We start from the raw sequence: 18,518 nt of genomic DNA on the forward strand, positions 1-18,518 counted from the left end.
TCTGGTCATGAATACAAAAAGCCCGCTCCATCAGGAGCGGGCTTTTCTATGATCAAGCGTTGAATTTAAATTAACGCTTCTTTTTAGGAGAGTTAGTCTTGTTGATCTCAGCCAGGGCTGTTTCAGCCTGCGTGTTGGTTGGGTCTAGCGTTTTCACTTCCGTCCAGTACTTGATCGCGTTGTCACGCTCACCTTTCAGGTAGTAATAGTAGCCCAGGTAAGTATTAGCCTCGATCAGCTCTTTTTTATACTTCTCGGTTTCACTATTAGTGAGTTTAATAAACTCTTCGTAGTGAGGCTTAGCCAAACCCTTTTCTGTCTCAGGGTCCAGGTTCGCCTGTGCACGGGCTCTCCATAAGTGCGCATAAGCGTAAGTAGGGTTAGCGTCCGTGATCTTCTTATAAGTCTCGTCAGCCTTGTCAAACTGCTCTGCCATCATGTAGGCATTACCCAGGTGGAAGTAGTCTGTATTGGAAGCACCCAGTTTCTCTTGCTTTCTGTTGTAAACCTCCACAGCTTTGTCAAACTGCTTCTCGCGGGCATACATGTTAGCAAGGTCATAATAAAGCTCTGGTTTGGTTGGTTCCAGCGCAATCGCTTTCTCCAGGTTCTCAACAGCTTTCGCAGGCTGGTTGTTTCTTGCCAGTATTCTGCCATAGTACTCATAATCACTCGCGATCAGGTTGTTCTGGTCTACCTTGCTCAGGTAATTTTCCATAGCCTGCAAGGCTTCTTCAGGCTTGCCAAGTTCCAGGTATGAGTAGGCCAACAGACGGTTCATCGTCTTGTTGTTGGGATCTGTTTTCAGTACTTCCTGTACTTCGCGCAATGTGCCTTCATAGTCCTTTGTCAGGAACAGGAAAGATGCATACTTAGCACGGGTTTCAGGCGTGTTCTCCGACATGTCTACAAATTGCTTGAACGTAGACAGTGCTCTGTCATACTGGCCGGCAAAGTAGTATAGTTCGCCTAGGTCGCTGTAAGCGGGGGCATAGTTCGGGTCAAGCGCAATTGCTTTCTTGTAAGCCTCTTCTGCTTCGTTGTAGTTACGTGAGCTGGTATACAGCTGTCCTCTTTTCAGGTGAGCCTTCGGCGACTTATCGTTGATGCGGATAGCGTTGTCGTAGCTAGTCATAGCCTGGCCACCGTTACCCAGTTTCAGGTAAGCATCGCCCATCAGCAGGTAAGCCTCAGCATTGTTTTTATCACGATCTACGGCCTGCTTCAGGTACTCGATCGCTTTGTTGTAATCCTGTTCTGTTGCCTCAGGAGCCATCAGGTAAGCCTCTCCAATGCTTGCCAGCACGAAAGCATCTTTCTTGCCGCGTTTCATTGCATCTGCAAAGTGCTTCTCAGCACCGGCGCGGTTGCCTTTGGCCATTTCTACTTTGCCCAGTCCCACCATATTGATGGCAGACTTTGAGTTTTTAGCCAGACCCTGATTAAAGTAGTAGGCGGCTGAGTCCGGATTTTCAGAGCGTAGGTATACATCACCCAGTCCAAAATAAGCGTTGTCAGCGTTTTTGTTGTTCAACTGAGATTTATAAATAGACTTAGCCTCCTGATAGCGCCCTTGTTCAGCTGCCTTACGGCCCTGATCGCTAGACTGCGCAAATGCAGCTGCTGTAGGGAACATGGCAGCTACCAGTAAAGCATATTTCCAGTTATTTGTCATTGTTAGTTTAATTTAGGTTGTGTTATTATTGTTTGTAAGCTTTAATCCTGTTTGAATTTACTCGGTCTATTGTTAAAACCCACCACACGGACAGGCATAGTGGCAGGCACAAGGCCAGACTTCAGTATGATGCGCTGCCCTCGGTCGCTTGCTACATAAGCTGCAAAACCTGTGCCAAGACCTGCACGGCCCTCAGTACTAATGATATACCAGAATCTTCTAAGCGGATAGTCGCCTTGTGCGATGTAAGCCTGATACGGTTGAAAGTAGCTATCCGTTGTTATTGGGTTCTCTTCTGTGCTTATACCGACTACTTTTATTTGTTTTAAGAAATTGACAGAAGTCGTGTCATCCCGATCGCTTATCCAGTTCACGCCGATCACCCCTATTGCATTCTCATTTTTTGCCACATAGTCTATCAGGGCCGGATGAGAATTGCTCGCGGTGGCTGTCGGAGGCAACGGCTGGCCCGCTATCAGGGTGTCGCGCATATACCTAGCCGTACTGGAGTTGTTGTTGTCAAATACCAAGGCAATATCCCGAAGGCTGCTCTCAGGGTTCAATTGCTTCCAGCTGGTGATCTTTCCTGAAAAGATATCACGCAGTTGGTTCATGGTCAGGAGCGTATCCAGGTTCTTGTTGTTCACAATTAGTGCAACGGCATCAATAGCGATCCTGGTATACCTGGGTGTAATCTTTCTCTGGTCAAAGACTGCCTTTTCCTGCTCAGTCAGCTGTCGCGACACGATAGCGACCCGGGTGCTATCGTCGAGCAGGTCATCAAATACTTTCCCCTCTGCCTTGTACTGTGCATTAATGGTAGCATACCGGTATATGCCTTCAAAAGCGTTTACCTGGCTTTCTATGATTGGTTGGAGGGTTTCGTCAGCGCTAATGCCGATCGTACCCGTTGTAGATGTGTCACGTTCTGTCTTGGGGTCGCTATGGCAGGCTGCCAGCGCAACCAGTCCAAGCGCCAGGAACACCTTGGCTGCTTTAATCATCTTGTCTGTCTCTCCTTGATTTGGAATTAACCTGATATGCTCTGACAAATCGTACGAGTCCATAAAGGATAAGCACCCCTCCAAAAATCGTTTGTGCTGTCTTTGACATACTCAGATTGTATTCCTCTCCATCCATAAAAATCATAAACAGCCCTGCCGCTACATAAATCAATGTCATCAGCATACCGAAATAGCGTGCGAATTTGTTGAAATACGTAACGGAAGATCTTTCGTCTCCTCTCCTTGGTCGTAACATGTTCAGGTTTGCCTATATATGTAGGCCTAAATTTAAGGTTTATACTTTAAAAATTAAAGCAGAAGCCATGCTATGTGTAGTTTAGCTTCTGCTTTATACTTTATATTTCTATTTATCGTTGCAAGTTGAATCGTATTGGTAAAGTATAGCGGACTGCGACAGGTTTCCCGTTTTGCTTGCCTGGCGACCAGTCAGGCAGACTCTGAATAACGCGTAGTGCTTCTTCGTCCGTTCCGTAACCCAATCCCTTCAAAACAGTTGCGCCTGTTACCTTTCCGTTTCTGTTCACGACGAAGCTCACCACAACGATTCCCTCTACCTGTTCTGTGACAGCCTGTCTCGGATAGCGCATCTTTTTGCTGATATAACGCATCAGCGCTGCCTCACCGCCCTCAAACGATGGCATTTCTTCCACATAATCGAATACACTGTTAGCCTCACCTTCTCCTGTACCGGCTGTGTTGTTGTTTCCATCGCCTTCTATACCTGCCAGATTCGAATTGCTTGGCATCTCACCCTCGATGTTTTGTGTTCCGATAATGGCTCCTGCCATTTCTTCTTCGGTAGGAGGTGCTTCATCTGGTCCGGGATGTTCGTCTGGAACTACCCTTGTTGTTACGTTTTTCACTGTTTTGATCTGTTCCTGCGTGGCTGGTGCTGGATCCTGTTGTGCTGGTTCAGGGTCAGCCGCAGGCGGTGGCTGTAAGATCAACTTCTCTATGACTACACGGCCTTTATCTTCATCAGGTGTTTTTTTGCTGATTATCGCTTTTTCCTGATCAGGCATTAGCAAAGGCCAGCCGAGCCCTGTAGCGAAAAGGCTAATCGCTACAATTGCTGCTGCCACTATGTGTTTGCTGTAATCTTTCCTTAGTTCATAAGCTCCGTAGGCTTTGTTTCTGGTGGCGAAAACTACATTGTTGAAGGTCATGTCGAATAAATAGCTCTCTTTCATGGCGCATAGGTTTTAGAAGTGAGGCAGTTTTACCTGCATTTTCTTATTGGATGCACCCCGAGTCATTTTTCCACAAGTACCTTTGATATTTTTTACAGTGGGCGGATCACTCTGATAAAGGTTTGTCCTTTCCAGAAGTAGAGCCTGGGTTAGCAGGTATAAATATCTGCACCAGGTATAAATAAAAAAGGCCCTCGTATGAGGGCCTTTTTACTGTTATGGAATAAGACTTACTTAATAGCAAATCGTACTGGCAAGGTATAGCGAACAGGTACTGAGCGACCGTTCTGCTTTCCTGGTGACCACTTCGGCATTGTTTTCACAACGCGAACAGCTTCTTCGTCAGTTCCAGAGCCAAGGCTCTTCACAACCTCAATTTCTGAGATCTCGCCTGTGCGGCTTACTACGAACGAAAGAACTACCAGGCCTTCTACGCCGGCACGCTGAGCAGCAGCTGGGTAGCGGATGTTCTTGCCGAGATACTTCATCATTTCGCCTTCTCCGCCTGGGAATTCAGGCATCTGCTCCACGTAAGTATATGGCTTCTCTTCTACTACTTCTGCAACTACGTCGCTTGTACCGTCGATGTCACCCAGATCGAGTGGAGCACCTTTAACACCTTCAACCGTTTTGGTTCCGATGTCTACGTCCTCCAATTCTGATTGATCCGGCACTTTTTCCTCTTCCTGTACTTCCTGGTCACGCTTCACAACTGGTGGCGTGAACTTTACCTGCGCACGTACTGGTGGCGGTGGCGGTGGAAGATCTGGTGGTGGCGGCGGCGGCGGCGGTGGCGTGGCCTCATCCAGTGGTGGTGGCGGAGCCAGATCTACTTCTGTTACAATTCGGTCTACCACTTGTTCTTCTTCCGTGTCTCCTTTGATCATTTTTGAAATCAGAGGAATGCTAAGGAAAAGGAAGAACAATGCAATTGCTACAGTTGCGGCAATTGTGATATGCTTATTGTAAATTCTGCGAAGTAGGTAGGCACCGTACGCTCTGTTACGTCCTTCAAAGACTATATCATCGAGCGATGCTTTTTCTAACTTACTTACTTCCATATCTTAATTCCCAATTTGTTCTTGTACCAACTTTTTGTCTGATTCGCCTATATCGACCATCGCAAACCTCTTGGTATCCGTTATTTTCAACTCGTCCAGGATATCTACCATGTTTTTATAGCGTGAACCTTCCATCGGTTTTACCATTACGGTCATCATATCGTTCGATTTCACTTGCGATGATAAAAGAACTTTACGGATGCCATTTGCGGCATAACTCGACTCAACGATTTCCGGGTTATCCTCTGCCAAACCGAAGTAGTAGTATAGCTTGTCGTCAGCGCCAAGTATAATGGTCATGGCGTTACTGGCTTTCAAGGCTATCTGCTCCTCTTCGTTCTCGACCTTCTTTGGCATGTTGATTTCCATCGTCTGCGGCTTGTTGAAGGTAGTGGTAAGCATGAAGAACGTAATCAGAAGGGCGGCAAGGTCTACCAGCGGTGTCATGTCAATTTTGGTCGACTGGCGTTTGGCGCGTTTTTTCCCGCCTTTGCCGCCAGAGTCGGCCTTTTGTTGCATTTCTGCCATTATCTTATCTCCTTTCTAATTAATTAGTTCGTTGGCTTCATCTCCATGTCCGTAATGAGGTTGAACCTGTCTACTTTCTTCTCCTGTAGAATGTCCATCACTCGCTTCACAGTCGGATAGCTTACGTCCTGGTCACCTTTGATGGCAATTACCACCTTTGGGTTAGTAAGACGAGTCTGCAATACCCAGTCGCCAAGCTCATTACGTGCCGAATCAACCGGAATTCCCGGCTGGTTTACTTCCTTACGATCGTTTGACTCCATTGCCAGGTAACCTTTCAGTTGGTTAATTGGCACGCCGAAGTTGCTTAGGAGAGAAAATGTTTTTCTTTCCTCTTCGGTAAAACCAATATTGTAGTTCTTAGCAATTCTGTCAAGCAATGCTTCCTTTGTCTGCTGCCCGTCTACTCCAAAGAACACACGGTCATTTTTATCAACCGTAATAGTAATTACGTTAGTGTCCGGGATCTTGATTTCTGAAGCAGATGAAGGAGTGTCTACTATAACAGCCTCATCTGGACGGGCTGTTGCAGTCAGCATAAAGAAAGTAACCAGCAAGAAGAATAAGTCCACCATTGGCGTCATGTCCAATGAGGGGGCCGTTCTTTTTACTTTTACTTTAGGCATCTTATCTGGTTAAATACGGTTTAACTTATACAGTGTGTGGTCTTGTAGCTGGTGTTTCGTGCTCTGCTGTGAAAGTAGACACCATGCTGAAACCTGCTTCGTCGATGCCGTAAGTAAGCTCGTCGATTTTGCTTGTAAAGTAGTTGTACGCGATGATCGCGATAGTAGAACCAGTAATACCCAGTGCTGTGTTGATAAGGGCCTCAGAGATACCGTTTGCAAGGGCTACTGAGTCAGGAGCACCTGAAGTTGCAAGAGCCGAGAAGGCCTTGATCATACCAAGTACCGTACCGATCAGACCTACCAGTGTAGAGATTGAAGCGATAGTCGAGATAATCACCAGGTTTTTCTCCAGCATTGGAAGTTCCAGTGAAGTAGACTCTTCGATTTCTTTCTGGATAGCGGCAACTTTCTCTGCTTTCAGCAGTTCAGGCTCGTTCTGCATTTCCTTGTACTTCAGCAAACCAGCCTTTACCACGTTGGCAACTGATCCTTTCTGAACATCGCAGGCAGCAATAGCGCCGTTGATATCACGCTGCTTTAATTTAGTAGAGATGGTACGTACGAATTGAGCAACACTTTTTGTGCCTTTTGCCTTGCTGATTGTAAGGGCACGCTCAATAGCGAAAATAAATACCAACAGGTTAAGAGTTAGCAACAGAGGCACTACCCAGCCACCTTTGTAAACAATGCCAAGATAGTTGCCCGGAAGCGGGTGGTTATTCGGGTCGTTGCCTTCGAAGTTGGCAGGATTGCCAAAAACGAACATATAGATAAGCACACATGCTACCAGCGCAAGCGGAATAACAATACTCGCAAATACGCCACCAATCGGGCTCGGCTTTTTTTCTACATTAGCATCTTTGCTCACTACTGCAGTCTTTTTTTCCATTTTGTTTAAAAGTTTAAAGTTTAGCTGTTTGTGTTGTAATTAAAAATGATTGTGTAATATGAAAAGGTAATTGTTTCGGATTTAGTTCTTCATTGGTTTTGCAATTTCTGCTTTTTCCGCAATTTTCAAACGATCTAGGGCTTTTAATTTCGAAAAAACTAGCCATAGTACTGTAAAGTCAGCCCAAAATAAATTTCTTAATACTTTTACTCAAGGCAAATACTGCGGCTTTACAAATATATTTTATTTATAATTCTTATCCAAAGTTTAAACTTCGTGTATCCGCACAGCACTAGTTCAGGTTCTCTTTATCGCTTGCTGGTCAAGTGTTTAATGTCCAATTTAACAGCCGTGTACCTTGGTTTATATACGGTATTAACGCAGGCAATAGGGTGATTCCTGTAATGGCAATAAATCAGACCGGGGAATATTGTGATAAGAAGAACGTATTCAAACTAGTTGGTAACAAATAAATAAAGTCAAATAAGTTTGTTTGAAACGGGCCTGGGAGCAGATTGAATCATAAATATAAAGCATGTTTGCTAAATATGTATGCATGCCTATCTGTTTTTTGCCCGATTCCAGTAAATATCCATTTCTTTTAAGGATAAGTCCTGTAGTCGTTTACCATCTTTAGATGCCTCTTGCTCCATATACTGAAACCGGTCAATAAATTTCAGGTTGGTCTTTTCGAGTGCTTCTTCTGGGTTTATGTCAATAAAACGGGCAAAATTGATGAGTGAAAAAAGTAAGTCTCCAAACTCTCCGGTAGCTTTCTGGTGGTCAATTGACTGCACCTCCAGCGTGTTGAACTCCGATTCAAACTCATGCAGCTCTTCCTGTACCTTCTCCCATACCTCCGATTTGTCATCCCAATCAAAGCCTGCCCCACGGGCTTTCTCCTGTATACGCATGGCTTTCACCAAAGCCGGGAGTGAGGTTGGTACGCCGCCAAGCACAGACTTGTTGCCTTCTTTCAGTTTCAGACGCTCCCAATTCTGCTTTACCTCCTCTTCGGTGGTGGCGGTGACATCGCCATAAATATGCGGATGTCTGAAAATAAGCTTTTCGCAGAGTGCGTTAAGAACATCAGCTATATCAAAAGTTTTTTGCTCGGAAGCGATCTTGGCATAGAACACCATGTGCAGCATGATATCGCCAATTTCCTTCTTGATCTCCTGCATATCCTGTCGAATAATGGCGTCGGACAGTTCGTAGGTTTCTTCAATGGTCAGATGGCGCAGGCTCTCGATCGTCTGCTTTCTGTCCCAGGGGCATTTCTCGCGTAGCTCATCCATCACGTCCAGCAAGCGGTCAAAAGCCTGTAGCTGGCGCCCGCGCGGACTGTCTTCAAATTTTTGCGTGTTATTCATAAACGCAAAGGTAATAAAATCATCAGTGGCGATGTTGTACTGCAAATCGATACCGCATCTACGCAGCGATGCCATTTAATTATTAGATGCACGAAGCAGCTAAATTCCATAAACTGCTAAACCTTAATTCTAAATTATTACTTTTGCAGGTGAAAAAAATATTCTCGCAGTGGCTTTAATAAAATCAATTTCAGGAATCAGAGGTACGATTGGAGGACAGGCTGGTGAGGCACTTACTCCTGTGGATGTGGTGAAGTTTGCCGCCGCTTACGGTACCTGGGTATTGCAGACTACTGGCAACAACACCATTATAGTGGGGCGCGATGCCCGCCTTTCTGGTGACATGGTGAACAAGCTGGTTTGCGCCACCCTGCAAGGGTTAGGTATAAACGTGGTCGATCTGGGGCTGTCAACAACGCCTACAGTAGAGATGGCGGTGCCCGACTACAAAGCTGGCGGCGGTATTATCCTGACGGCAAGCCACAACCCAAAGCAGTGGAATGCCCTCAAGTTGCTCAATCACAAAGGTGAATTCATTTCTGATGCTGAAGGCAAACTGGTGCTGGAACTGGCAGATAAGGAAGCGTTTGAGTTTGCACAGGTGAACGACCTGGGTACCTACCAGCACGACGACGAAGCACTGCAAAAGCACATTGATATGATTCTGGCTTTGCCGCTGGTCGACGTAAATGCCATTAAAGAGAAAGACTTCAGCGTAGCAATCGACTGTGTTAACTCTTCCGGAGGTATAGCCATCCCGATGCTGCTCGAGGCACTGGGCGTACATAAAGTTGAAAAGCTGTTCTGCGAGCCGGACGGGAATTTCCCGCACAACCCGGAGCCGCTACCTGAGAACCTGCGCGAGATCGCGCGCGTGATCGAGAAAGGCAAGTTTGACTTAGGTATAGTAGTAGACCCGGATGTGGACAGACTGGCCCTGGTCAATGAAGACGGCAGCATGTTCGGCGAGGAGTATACCCTGGTGGCCGTAGCCGACTATGTGCTCAAAAACCAGGTGGGCAACACGGTTTCTAACCTTTCCTCTACCAGGGCGCTGCGCGACGTGACTGAGAAAGCTGGTGGGCAGTATTATGCTGCTGCTGTGGGCGAGGTGAACGTGGTGAACATGATGAAGGCTGAGAACGCCATCATCGGAGGAGAAGGCAATGGGGGTATCATCTACCCTGAACTGCATTATGGCCGCGATGCCCTGGTAGGTATAGCGCTGTTTTTGACGCACCTGGCCAAATCAGGTATAAGCATGACGCGCCTGCGTGCCAGCTACCCGAATTACCATATCTCTAAAAATAAGATTGAGCTGACGCCGGATGTGGACGTAGACGAAGTGCTGCGCCAAATGCAGGAGCGTTACGCCAAGCAGCCGATCAATACCATTGACGGTGTGAAGATCGAGTTTGACAGGGAGTGGGTGCACCTGCGCAAATCCAACACAGAGCCGATCATCCGCATTTATGCAGAGTCGGAGAGCAACGCTACTGCCGACCACTTGGCCAACAAAATTATTGCTGACATCAAAGAGATCATCTCTGCCAAAGCATAATGTGTTGTTGCTGTAGCATATTAATTAACTAGCAATCGGAGGTTGCGCCAAAGGAGAAACCAAGCTTTTTCTCTAGTGGCGCAACTTTTTTTTATACTTTAGTAGTTCGTTTAAGAGAATCCAATACAAAATATCATGCGTGTTTATTTAGATAATGCAGCTACCACTCCTCTTGACAGAGAGGTTTTTGATGCCATGGCCCCTTTTATGCTGGAGCATTTCGGCAACCCTTCTTCCATCCATTCCCATGGGCGCGAGGTGAGGTCTGCCATTGAAAAAGCCCGTCGCACGGTAGCTACGCTGCTAAACACGTCGCCTGCCGAGGTGTTTTTTACCTCCGGTGGCACGGAGGCGGACAACGCCGCTATTGTCTGTACCTGCCGTTCGCTGGGTATAAAACATGCGATCACTACCAAACTGGAGCACCATGCCGTGCTGCACACCATGGAAATGCTGGAAAAGCAAGGCGATGTGCAACTGAGCTACCTGCGCCACGACGAGCGCGGCAACCTGGACCTGGAGCACCTGGAGGAGCTGTTGGCGAACCAACCGCGCACGATCGTCTCGATCATGCACGCCAACAATGAGATCGGCACACTCAACGATATTGAGAAGATCGGGGAGATATGCAGAAAGTATAACGCCATTTTCCATTCTGATACGGTGCAGACCATGGGGCATTATAAGCACGATGTGCAGCAGATCGGTGCTAATTTCCTGGTAGGGTCAGCGCACAAGTTCCATGGACCAAAGGGTGTGGGATTCCTGTACTGCGATGCGGAGACCAAGATTCAGCCCCTGATTCAGGGTGGTGCGCAGGAGCGTAATATGCGTGGCGGAACCGAGAACGTGTATGGCATCATCGGGCTGGCCAAAGCGCTGGAGATCGCTTACCGCGAAATGGCTGAGCACCAGAAGCACATGCAGGGCCTGAAGGACCGCATGATCTACAAACTGCGGGAGCAGATGGAAGATGTGAGCTTCAATGGTATGTCGGAGTTTGGTGACAAGAGCCTTTACACGGTGCTCAACGTAAGCCTGCCGGCCTCTGACATCAACGAGATGTTGCTTTTCAGTCTTGACATTGCCAAGATTTCGGCTTCGGGCGGAAGTGCCTGCAGCAGCGGCGCCAATGCGGGTTCGCATGTGCTGCGTGCATTGGGCGTAGATCCGCTTCGGGGTTCTGTTCGCTTCTCTTTCAGCAAGTATAACACAGAGGCCGAGATCGACTACGTAGCCGAAACACTAGCCAAAATGTATAAAAAAGAGCTGGCCTAGGTATAGGCGCGCTTTAGTAAGAATATAAAAAGGCTTCAGCAGGAATGCTGGAGCCTTTCTTTATCAATCAATAACCGAAACGGAATAAGAAGTAATCAATGAGAAGTATAGGCGTTTTTTGTGGAGCCAACACAGGTATAAATGCGGTGTATAGTGATGCTGCAGCACAGCTTGGTAAGCTGATGGCTGAGCAACACATTAAGCTGGTATACGGTGGAGGCAATGTGGGCTTGATGGGTGTGATTGCTGATGCTATAATAGCCGGAGGAGGTATAGGGATAGGTGTTATTCCACAGAGCCTGGTGGACAGGGAAGTAGCGCACAGGAGTTTGCAGGAACTGATTGTCGTTGAAACCATGCACGAGCGAAAAGCCATCATGGCGGCCCGATCCGATGCTTTCATTGCCATGCCTGGCGGTTTTGGCACCTTCGACGAAATTTGTGAGATCATTACCTGGAACCAGTTAGGCATCATCAAAAAGCCTGTAGCCTTTTACAACATCAACGGTTACTGGGACAAGTTCTTCGAGATGATCGACCATACGGTAAGTGAAGGCTTCGTGAAGTTTGATCAGCGCGAGAACCTGATTGTAGAAAGTGATCCGGAGGTACTGCTCCAGAAGATCAGAGCCTACGCAGACACCTCTTCCGATTATTGGGTCGATTTTAAGAGGATCTGATTGTTGATTGCTCCCTGTTGAGCAGTTGCGGTGTGACGGTTTAGGCCTGCTTGCAGGTATAGGTCGTGACCAAGTCGGGTAAGTAATTGCAGTTCGGGCATGATCGGATTCCAGCCTTCTGCTCTTTCGGCTACGCAAGTCGGTGGTATACCTGCAGCAACTACTATCGGAGCCGCACCCGAACTTAAAGGTGGTAGCCTGACAACATGGACGCGTGACCTCTTCGAGTTGGTCACAGGTATAGCAAAGTTGGAAGCGTGGGTAAAATCAGGATATCCTTCATTGGCCGGAAATATTAGCTGAACGGAGGTATAAACCAGAAGCGCCGCTGCAAGATCTTGCAGCGGCGCCTCCGGGTTATACTTGGCGGGGTTCCATAGCTGTAGAGACAACTTAAAAACTCCGCCCCCTACTTGATCTCCAATATCAAATTCTTCACGGCCTCTACCCACATCGGGTTAGAGTTCAGGCTTTCTACAAGTTGCCATTTCTCCCCGCCTGCGTGCTCAAACATCTCCTTGAATTCTTCGCCTACCTCAATAGTGGTCTCCAGGCAGTCCGCAACAAAAGCCGGGCTGTACGCCAGTACCTTTTTGATGCCTTTCCCGGGCAGTGTCTTCAGCACCTCGTCGGTGTAAGGCTGCAACCAGGGATCTTTTAAAAGTCTGGACTGGAACGTGACCGTGTACTGGTCTTCACGGAGGCCCAGCTTCTCGGCCAGCATTCTGGAGGTGACAAAGCAGGAGGCGCGGTAGCAGTACTTGTTGCGCTTGTTGTAGCTATTGCAGCAGGCACCCAGCTGGCAGTAGCCTTTGTCGCTGCCTTTGAGCACCTGGCGTTCCGGCAGGCCGTGGTAGCTGAAGATGACATGATCATAGTCGTCCTTTGCCATGTGTTGCTTGCCCAGTTCCGCAAAAGCGTTGATGAAGCCCGGGTCGTCGCAGAAGGAGGAGATGAAGTTGATGCTAGGTATAACCCACCATTCTCTGACAATCTCCATCACCTTTTCCTGCACAGAGCCTGTTGAGGCTGCCGCATATTGCGGGAACAGCGGAAGCACAATGATCCGATCCACGCTCTTATCGCGAAGCTCTTCCAGGGCACTGGCAATGCTCGGACTCTGGTAACGCATACCAAAAGCCACGTGGTAGCCGGTGCCGAGTGCTTCCTGTAGTTTTTTCTGGAGGTCCAGTCCGTGGAAAAGGAGCGGGGAGCCGCGCTCGGTCCAGAGCTGCTTGTATACCTTGGCAGATTTAGGCGCTCTGAAAGGAGCGATCACGCCATTCACAAGGGCGTAGCGCCCAACGGGGTTCATATCGATTACGCGGGGGTCCAGCAGGAACTCACGCAGGTATTTTCTTACGTCAGGTGTTTCAGGTGAATCAGGGGTACCCAGGTTCACCAACAAAACGCCTATCTTACTTGTCGCCTTCTTACTCATTCAACTATAATGATTTATCGCCTGCAAAGATACAAAGTATTACCATGTTGGGGTATAAGTAAAGCAGAAGGATAATGATGATCTTTATCACCAACGCTACCATTTCCTTTTGCAAAGTATAAGTTCAGCTGGCACAAAAATGTTTGGCAGACCAGCACTGGATTTAACTGCAAAATCCTAATCCGCTCATTTTCATGTTATCTCATTCCAAAATCTTTACGCACAGGTGACGTAAACCGTAAAAAAAGGAGTAATTTTGCATCCTTAAATTTTAGTGTATGTCCGAAAATCCGCACAAAGCCGGTTTTGTGAGTATAGTGGGTAAGCCCAATGTGGGTAAGTCCACGCTTATGAACGCCCTGGTGGGGGAGAAGCTGTCTATTATCACGTCCAAAGCGCAAACCACCCGCCATCGCATCATGGGTATCCTGAACGGCGATGATTTCCAAATCGTGTACTCTGACACGCCCGGCATCATCAAGCCCCAGTATGCTTTGCACGAGTCGATGATGAGTTTTGTGCGCACCTCGCTGGAGGACGCCGACATCATTTTGTTTGTGACGGACATCTACGAAAAGCACGACGAGGACGATGTGATCAAGCGCCTGCAGCACGCTGAGGTGCCCATTCTGCTGCTCATCAACAAAATTGACCAGGCCACGGAGGAGGAAGTAAACGAGAAGATAGCCTACTGGCAGGAGAAGATGAACCCGACCGAGATCCATCCGATTTCGGCTTTGCACAATTTCGGGGTCGAGCAGCTGTTCAACCGTTTGCTGGCGCTGTTGCCCGAGCACCCGGCTTTTTATCCGAAAGATGAACTGACTGACAAGCCCGAGCGTTTCTTTGTGTCTGAGATCATCCGCGAGAAGATTTTACTCAACTACAAAAAGGAAATTCCCTACAGCTGCGAAGTGGTGATAGAGGAGTTCAAGGAGGAAGAGGACATCATCCGCATCCGTGCCGAGATCAGTGTGGAGCGCAAGAGCCAGAAGGGCATTGTGATCGGCCACAAAGGCGAGGCGCTGAAAAAAGTGGGCACACAGGCCCGTGTGGATATGGAGCAGTTTTTCCAGAAAAAGATATTTCTTGATTTATACGTGCGCGTGAACGAGAACTGGCGAACCGACCAGAAGCTGCTACGCCGATTCGGCTACAGCGAGTAGCGCACTATTAAAGCTTCGGGGCAAGGTGCTCCGGGGGCACTTTAACTATTTTATTTTTATTAGATGTCAACCAACATCATTGCAATCGTAGGCCGCCCGAACGTGGGCAAGTCTACACTTTTTAACCGCCTTGTAGGGCGCCGCCAGGCCATCATGGACAACGAGAGCGGCGTAACCCGCGACCGCAGCTACGGACACGGCGACTGGATCGGCAAGTATTACACCGTGATTGACACAGGTGGCTACGTGCACGGCTCCGACGATATTTTTGAAGGCGAGATCAACAAACAGGTGGAACTGGCTATCAAAGAGGCCGATGTGATCCTGTTCATGGTGGACGTGGAGGCAGGCGTAACCAGCCTGGACGAGGAGTTCGCCAACGTACTGCGCCGCACCGACAAGCCTATCTATGTAGTGGCCAACAAAGCCGACACCAATGCACGCTCCCACCAGATGGGCGAGTTTTATGCGTTGGGCTTAGGTATAGACATCTTCCCGGTATCGTCGCAGAGCGGCTCCGGTACAGGTGAGTTGCTGGACGAGGTGGTGAAACACTTCAAAACAGAGGGTACAGAAGATCCGGATGCAGGTATACCCAGACTTGCCGTGCTGGGCCGCCCGAACGTGGGCAAGTCCTCATTTGTGAACATGCTGCTGGGCGTGGAGCGTAACATCGTAACCGACATTGCCGGTACCACCCGCGATGCCATCGATTCGCGCTACAATGCCTTCGGCAAAGAGTTCATCATTGTGGATACGGCCGGTCTGCGCCGCAAGAGCAAAGTGAGCGAAGACATTGAATTCTACTCGGTGATGCGCTCTGTACGCGCCCTGGAGGATGCCGATGTGTGTATCGTGATGCTGGACGCCACCAGGGGTATAGAGTCGCAGGACGTGAACATTATCTCGCTGGCGGAGAAAAACCGCAAGGGCATCGTGATCCTGGTGAACAAGTGGGACATGGTTGAGAAGGATACGCACAGCACCAAGGAGTTCGAAGAGAAGATACTCGAAGCGATTGCGCCGATCAAGTATGTACCGATCATTTTCACATCGGTCGTGACCAAGCAGCGTGTGCACAAGGCCGTTGAGACGGCCATGGAGGTATACGATCAGAAAACGCGTAAAATCTCTACTTCAAAGCTGAACGACAAGATACTGCCGGAGATTGAGCGCTATCCGCCACCATCCGTAAAAGGCAAGTTCATTAAGATCAAGTACGTGACGCAGTTGCCGACGCACAACCCAACGTTTGCGTTCTTCTGCAACCTGCCGCAGTACGTAAAGGAGCCGTATACGCGCTACCTGGAAAACAGCATCCGGAAGCATTTTGGCTTCGAAGGGGTGCCGATCAAAGTGTTGTTTAAGAAAAAATAAAAGCTTCTGTATCAATATATTCAGATATAGAGTTATATTTGAAGCTTCATCCTTAACCAATCACAAAACATTATGAAAAAAGTATTCGGTTTACTATTCGTTGCAGGTCTTTTCACTTTTGCTTCATGCAACAACGCAGAAGAAACTGCAACTGAAGTTGAAACTACTGAAACTGTAGAGACAGTTGAAGTGGAGACTGAAGTAGAGGCAGACACTACTGCTACTATCGAAGAAGACACAACTGCTGTTCAGTAGTCACAAGTACCAGTACTACTTGGCCGTAAGGCCTGGCAAAAGAAAAAAGCACTCCTCGGAGTGCTTTTTTTATATATATACCTGAACTAATATGTGCAGGCTGCGTATTGGCATGCAAGCTTCGGTGCAGGGTGGTGCCTGTTGCGATAACCAACCATTTTCCACCATCACATTAAACTTATAAACATGAAAAAGTCAATTTACCTTTTCCTAGCTGCTGGTCTTTTCGCTTTCACATTCGCATCATGCGACTCTCCAGCTGACGAGAGAGCTGACCAGGTAGAAGACGCTGCTGAAGAGCAAGCGGATCAAGTAGAAGAAGCCGGTGAGCGTGAAGCTGATCGTATTGAAGATGGCGACACGACTGTAGTTCAGTAGTCTAAGACTACTTATACCAAACAAAAGAGCGGGCTCATGACGAGTCCGCTCTTTTGTTTTCAACTGACTTAAACCGGTTACGCACCCAGCCGTTTCTGAATCATGCTGTTTACCAGCCCAAAGAGCCGCTTAGGGGTATAGGTGCGCCAATGCAAATCATCCAGCGTGCCTCCGGAGTTGATGTAGGAGTCGATGTTGTAGCTGCGCATTTCGCTGAGCACGAAATCCCGGAAGCTGATAGCTGCGATCCAGCCTTCCTCTACATCCTCGAACCACTCCTCGTAATAGTCGTCTTCGGAGCCGTGGAAGTTGAACACATTCTCGCCGATCAGGATAAAGTGCTTGATGCCTTCCTGCACCAGCGGATCGATGATGTTGCGTTTGAGCTTCATGATGTCGTTGTGGAGCGCATCGTTCCACTCCCCCATAAATTCGATCACGGCAAACCCCAGGTCGTAGTCGGCATATAGGATCTTCAGAAACAGCGTTTCGGAGTCGATGTCGTCCCACTGCGGGTGTATGTAGTAGCCATAGATGGTATGGGTGTACTGCAGCAGGCTGTTCTCGGCGCCATACAGCGGAGAGCGTGGGTCTTCGGTAGCTGAGTATAGCTCCAGCCAGTTGTAAAAGGGTTCAATGTCATGCATAAGTCAATCTATTCTGCGCCTGTGTCAGGGGCTGGCATTTGTCAGTCTACTTAAAGATTATGGACAAAGTTGGCTATATTTAAGGAAGAAATCGCCTGATTAGTCAACTCCTGTGTGCTGATGCAGGTATAAGCAGGTACAAAATGGCAACCAGATATGCTAAGGCTGTCTTGCGTACGTTATAACATGGCACGTTCCAACTGAAAACACCACCCATCTTCTATGCAGTTCACATTCAGCTCCAATTTTTTTAAGTCCGCGGTCGCTATACTCTTCCTGTTGGCCATGCTTTGTTTTAGTACCCAGGCAATGGCCAAGGCAGATTATACCAAAGACTACCACCCGCACATCAACAAAGCCGAACGGCTGGTGATGGCAAAAGACTACGAAGGCGCGCTGCAGGTATACCAACAGGCTTTTGCAGCCGTGCCCCAGGGGTTTGCCCGCGACTACTACAACGCTGCCGTCTGCGCCGGCCTCACCGGTCACGAGAAACAAGGTATAGATTACCTGGAGAAGCTTGTAGCAAAAGGAGTGTCGCTGGAATACCTGGAACAGCAGGAGGCACTCGAACCGCTAAGGACTGATAAAGGCTGGAAGAAGTTCGTTAAAAAGTACCCGAAGCGCCGCAAAGCCTTCCGGGAGAATACGAACATCGACTTGCGAGCGGACCTGGATGAGCTCTGGGCACGGGATCAGTTCTTCCGCCAGGCGAAAGGGGGGCTGCGCGTGCATGCCGATACGATCAGAAAAATAGAGGCTGACAACGTGAACAGACTCCTGGCCTGGATCAGCAAGCACGGGTATCCGGGGGAGGAGCTGATTGGAATGCCCGACACGCTGGAGGTATTGCCACGCTTCAGCATTGTGATTCAGCGGCAGACTTCCGCCCGCAACGGCTTTGATTTCAAAACCGTGCTTACCCAGGCCGTGCAGGAGGGTAAACTCGACCCGCACGCGGCCGCCTACCTGATAGACCAGCAGCAGGGGAAGAATGTGTATCGGTCCAAAGTGCTGGCCCGCGTCATTTGTAACAAACCGGAAGACTGCAAAGATGATAAGGAATTCGGCGATCTGTCGAGCCGCTACCTGGTGCAGCGCATGAGCGAGGAGGAAGAGGCCAAGGCGAACGAACTTCGCCAGGAACTGGGTCTGGAACCTGTAGCCGACTACCGGGAAAAAATGCGGTATGCCGTAAAAGATGATCGCTTCAAGCTAGGCTACGACTGGGCAGTGATCAATTATAAAGTGCCAAGCAAAGAAGCCGCAAAAGTGCTCGTAGAGAGCATGGCCATTCTGGACTAGCCTTTTCCGGATATACGATAAAGCAGATCGGCCTGCCAGCGTAAGAAAACGCTGGCAGGC

The 18,518-nt window shown here is 48.5% G+C and carries 19 protein-coding genes; 8 read left to right on the top strand and 11 right to left on the bottom strand.

The genetic code is table 11. The features are described from left to right. Window positions 1-70: 70 nt before the first annotated feature. The 8 genes from Q4E40_RS19910 to mazG all read right to left on the bottom strand — a co-directional run bounded on the left by Q4E40_RS19910 (window position 71) and on the right by mazG (window position 8,370). On the bottom strand, window positions 71-1,675 hold the full coding sequence (locus Q4E40_RS19910) for a tetratricopeptide repeat protein (RefSeq protein ID WP_303414922.1): 1,605 nt from the start codon (window positions 1,673-1,675) through the stop codon (window positions 71-73). A 41-nt stretch (window positions 1,676-1,716) separates the two neighbouring features. Further along, a complete protein-coding gene (locus Q4E40_RS19915; protein ID WP_303414925.1) occupies window positions 1,717-2,679 on the bottom strand; it encodes a PstS family phosphate ABC transporter substrate-binding protein in 963 nt (320 codons plus the stop codon). 368 nt (window positions 2,680-3,047) lie between these two features. Then, a complete protein-coding gene (locus Q4E40_RS19920) occupies window positions 3,048-3,890 on the bottom strand; it encodes an energy transducer TonB (RefSeq protein ID WP_303414928.1) in 843 nt (280 codons plus the stop codon). Window positions 3,891-4,120: 230 nt separating this feature from the next. Next, a complete protein-coding gene (locus tag Q4E40_RS19925) occupies window positions 4,121-4,777 on the bottom strand; it encodes an energy transducer TonB (protein WP_303414931.1) in 657 nt (218 codons plus the stop codon). A 177-nt stretch (window positions 4,778-4,954) separates the two neighbouring features. Then, a complete protein-coding gene (locus Q4E40_RS19930) occupies window positions 4,955-5,479 on the bottom strand; it encodes an ExbD/TolR family protein (RefSeq protein ID WP_303414933.1) in 525 nt (174 codons plus the stop codon). A 23-nt stretch (window positions 5,480-5,502) separates the two neighbouring features. Further along, entirely contained in the window at window positions 5,503-6,105 is a 603-nt protein-coding gene (locus Q4E40_RS19935; protein ID WP_253406434.1) for an ExbD/TolR family protein, read from the bottom strand. A gap of 25 nt (window positions 6,106-6,130) precedes the next feature. Continuing rightward, entirely contained in the window at window positions 6,131-6,997 is an 867-nt protein-coding gene (locus Q4E40_RS19940) for a MotA/TolQ/ExbB proton channel family protein (protein ID WP_303414936.1), read from the bottom strand. A 560-nt stretch (window positions 6,998-7,557) separates the two neighbouring features. After that, window positions 7,558-8,370 carry a nucleoside triphosphate pyrophosphohydrolase gene (gene mazG / locus Q4E40_RS19945; protein WP_303414937.1) on the bottom strand — a complete coding sequence of 271 codons (813 nt, stop codon included), beginning with the start codon at window positions 8,368-8,370 and terminating at the stop codon, window positions 7,558-7,560. Between the two features lie 169 nt (window positions 8,371-8,539). On the opposite strand from mazG, the gene glmM reads away from it, so the two are divergent. The 3 genes from glmM to Q4E40_RS19960 all read left to right on the top strand — a co-directional run bounded on the left by glmM (window position 8,540) and on the right by Q4E40_RS19960 (window position 11,889). Beyond that, window positions 8,540-9,931: a phosphoglucosamine mutase gene (gene glmM / locus Q4E40_RS19950; protein ID WP_303414938.1), complete on the top strand. Its 1,392-nt coding sequence runs from the start codon at window positions 8,540-8,542 to the stop codon at window positions 9,929-9,931. A gap of 135 nt (window positions 9,932-10,066) precedes the next feature. Continuing rightward, window positions 10,067-11,209: a cysteine desulfurase family protein gene (locus Q4E40_RS19955; protein ID WP_303414940.1), complete on the top strand. Its 1,143-nt coding sequence runs from the start codon at window positions 10,067-10,069 to the stop codon at window positions 11,207-11,209. Window positions 11,210-11,307: 98 nt separating this feature from the next. Next, a complete protein-coding gene (locus tag Q4E40_RS19960; protein WP_303414942.1) occupies window positions 11,308-11,889 on the top strand; it encodes an LOG family protein in 582 nt (193 codons plus the stop codon). On the opposite strand, the gene Q4E40_RS19965 is transcribed toward Q4E40_RS19960, so the two are convergent. Together Q4E40_RS19965 and hemH are read right to left on the bottom strand one after the other, a co-directional pair. Continuing rightward, the gene (locus Q4E40_RS19965) at window positions 11,862-12,281 is read right to left on the bottom strand and encodes a hypothetical protein (protein ID WP_303414943.1); all 420 of its coding nucleotides are present in this window, start codon (window positions 12,279-12,281) and stop codon (window positions 11,862-11,864) included. The two genes, Q4E40_RS19960 and Q4E40_RS19965, sit on opposite strands and share 28 nt — an antisense overlap. Window positions 12,282-12,298: 17 nt before the next feature. Next, complete coding sequence (hemH, locus tag Q4E40_RS19970) at window positions 12,299-13,330, bottom strand: ferrochelatase (RefSeq protein WP_303414945.1); 1,032 nt, start codon at window positions 13,328-13,330, stop codon at window positions 12,299-12,301. Between the two features lie 278 nt (window positions 13,331-13,608). Here hemH and era point away from each other — a divergent pair, with 278 nt between their 5' ends. The 4 genes from era to Q4E40_RS19990 all read left to right on the top strand — a co-directional run bounded on the left by era (window position 13,609) and on the right by Q4E40_RS19990 (window position 16,506). Then, on the top strand, window positions 13,609-14,496 hold the full coding sequence (gene era / locus Q4E40_RS19975) for a GTPase Era (RefSeq protein WP_303414947.1): 888 nt from the start codon (window positions 13,609-13,611) through the stop codon (window positions 14,494-14,496). A gap of 63 nt (window positions 14,497-14,559) precedes the next feature. Further along, a complete protein-coding gene (gene der, locus Q4E40_RS19980) occupies window positions 14,560-15,873 on the top strand; it encodes a ribosome biogenesis GTPase Der (protein WP_303414949.1) in 1,314 nt (437 codons plus the stop codon). A gap of 72 nt (window positions 15,874-15,945) precedes the next feature. Then, complete coding sequence (locus tag Q4E40_RS19985) at window positions 15,946-16,128, top strand: hypothetical protein (protein WP_188503135.1); 183 nt, start codon at window positions 15,946-15,948, stop codon at window positions 16,126-16,128. A 186-nt stretch (window positions 16,129-16,314) separates the two neighbouring features. Next, window positions 16,315-16,506: a hypothetical protein gene (locus Q4E40_RS19990; RefSeq protein WP_303414951.1), complete on the top strand. Its 192-nt coding sequence runs from the start codon at window positions 16,315-16,317 to the stop codon at window positions 16,504-16,506. A 77-nt stretch (window positions 16,507-16,583) separates the two neighbouring features. On the opposite strand, the gene Q4E40_RS19995 is transcribed toward Q4E40_RS19990, so the two are convergent. Continuing rightward, the gene (locus Q4E40_RS19995; protein WP_303414953.1) at window positions 16,584-17,153 is read right to left on the bottom strand and encodes a hypothetical protein; all 570 of its coding nucleotides are present in this window, start codon (window positions 17,151-17,153) and stop codon (window positions 16,584-16,586) included. A gap of 222 nt (window positions 17,154-17,375) precedes the next feature. On the opposite strand from Q4E40_RS19995, the gene Q4E40_RS20000 reads away from it, so the two are divergent. Then, window positions 17,376-18,458, top strand: coding sequence for a hypothetical protein (locus Q4E40_RS20000; RefSeq protein ID WP_303414955.1), 1,083 nt, complete (start codon window positions 17,376-17,378; stop codon window positions 18,456-18,458). Window positions 18,459-18,518: the final 60 nt, after the last annotated feature.

The organism is Pontibacter coccineus (assembly GCF_030546575.1).
Taxonomy (GTDB): Bacteria; Bacteroidota; Bacteroidia; order Cytophagales; family Hymenobacteraceae; genus Pontibacter; species Pontibacter coccineus.